The sequence below is a fragment of the Eubacterium sp. CAG:156 genome (assembly GCF_000434315.1).
GTDB lineage: Bacteria > Bacillota > Clostridia > Lachnospirales > Lachnospiraceae > Eubacterium_U > Eubacterium_U album.
Map to the genome: position 1 here is coordinate 1 of NZ_FR878148.1, position 1,797 is coordinate 1,797.

At 35.8% G+C, this 1,797-nt stretch carries 1 protein-coding gene; it reads left to right on the forward strand.

What is annotated here, in order from left to right; genetic code table 11:
- Positions 1-1,797, forward strand: a 1,797-nt coding sequence (locus ABMA45_RS03785; protein WP_348029913.1) for a glycosyl hydrolase family 18 protein, incomplete at both ends; no start/stop codon positions are given.

Consider the following 1,797-nt stretch of genomic DNA (forward strand, 5'->3'; position numbering starts at 1 on the left):
CAACAAAGGCACCTGAGACAACAACTAAGAAAACAGCGACAGGTGTATATCCTGTGTGGTCACCGGATAACGTTCACTATAAAATAGGTGATTTGGTTCAATATCAGGATAAAGTGTATGAATGTACATATGAACACAATTCCAATTCCGGATGGTCTCCTACAGTAGCAGTAACTTTATGGAAAGAAAGAACTGACTTAGTTGCGGGAATAGAAGAAACAACAAACGCATCAGGAACAGAAGAAACAACTCAGAATAATTATACAGTTAATTCTAAATTGCCTGAGCATATGGTAACAGGATATTGGCATAACTTTCTCAATGGATCAACTGCACTTAAACTTTCAGATGTTCCATCATACTACGATATGATTTGTGTGGCTTTTGCAAATTCATCAACAACAGCCGGAAAGGTTACATTTGAACTTGACAAAGATTTATCTACTGCATTAGGAGGATATACAAAGGCTCAGTTTATTCAGGACATAAAAGATGCTAAGGCTAAAGGTCAGCATGTAATTATTTCAGTAGGTGGAGCAGAAGGAACAACTTATATAACAAATGAAGAATCAGCAAATCAGTTTGCTACAAGCCTTATTTCAATAATAGAAGAATATGGATTTGAGGGTGTAGATATTGACTTTGAAGGAAGTGCAGTATCAGGAACAGATTACATAGCAGAAGCACTTAGAACTGTACATAATCATTTTGGTGAAGATTTTATTATCACGATGGCACCTGAAACATATTATTTCCAGGATACAAATCCTAACGGAACAATGGCTACATCTGCATATTACAGATTGGCATATAAGATTAGAGATATTCTTACAATTTGTTATCCACAGTTCTATAATTCAGGAGCAATGAATGGATATAACGGATTTAATGCACAGGTTGGAACAGCAGATTTCTTAACATCTCTTTCAACATTATTATTAGAGAATGGTTTGAGAGCTGATCAGGTAGCATTAGGATTGCCGTCAACACCAAAAGCAGCTTCAAGTGGATATGTGTCAACAGATGTTATTTCTAAAGCAGTAACATCACTTGTAAATGGAACATCATCAGGAAGTTTTACAGCACCGAAAGCTTACCCAACATTTAGAGGTGTAATGACTTGGTCAATTAACTGGGATGCTACAAATAATTATGCATGGGCTAAATCAATGGATTCACTTATGGATTCATTGGAAAAACATGAACAGCCAACAAATCAAACAACTACAACTAAAACAGAAGTTACAACAAAAAATGAAGAAAATACTGCTGATCAAACAACAAAGACAGAAACAACAACAAAAGCAGAAACAACTTCATCTTCTCAGACAGAGGCAAGGCCAACAGAAGTAATTGGCTTAGTAAAGCAGAGTCAGGATGGTGGAACAGTATCATTTGTTTGGGGTCAGACAAATGAGCAGATGGAAAGTGGACAGACATATAGAGTATATGCTGATGGAAAATATGTTGAAACATTTGCTTTAGCAACATCAACATCATATACATTTACAACAAATGGCAAACATATTATAAAGGTTACAGCCAATTTAAATGGATATGAAACAGAAGGAAAGACAATAGAGGTAACAATAGAAGGATTAGAAACATCTGAAACAACAAAAGTAGCAGAAACAACAACAAAGGCACCTGAAACAACAACAAAGGCACCTGAAACAACAACTAAGGTGGCAGAGACAACAACAAAGACACCTGAAACAACTTCATCTCATAAACCAACACAGGGATTGAACTCAAGATTATTAATTGGCTATTACCATACATGGGATAATTCAGGAA